The organism is Ruminococcus sp. CAG:57 (genome assembly GCF_000435935.1).
Lineage (GTDB): Bacteria > Bacillota > Clostridia > Oscillospirales > Ruminococcaceae > Hominimerdicola > Hominimerdicola aceti.
On the sequence record NZ_FR890783.1, the window covers coordinates 285 to 488 of the forward strand.

The following is a 204-nucleotide window of genomic DNA, read 5'->3' on the forward strand; positions in this document are numbered from 1 at the left end:
TTTGAATATACATTTGTTGTCATACGATAATTTGACACAAAATCATCCTCAGTGATACCGCTCATCTGTGCGGAGGTCTGTCCGAAATAGTAATCCCCGAAGTTTTCAAGGATATATTCCATGTCGTAATCAAGATTACTTTGACTTAAATCAATGCATAGAACATTAACTATTCCTCCGCCGTTTTTGCCTTTAAGCATAATT

The 204-nt window shown here is 35.8% G+C and carries 1 protein-coding gene; it reads right to left on the reverse strand.

The window, feature by feature from the left end; genetic code table 11:
* Positions 1-204: hypothetical protein (locus tag QVO88_RS10290; RefSeq protein WP_288178007.1), on the reverse strand; the 204-nt coding region annotated here is incomplete at both ends.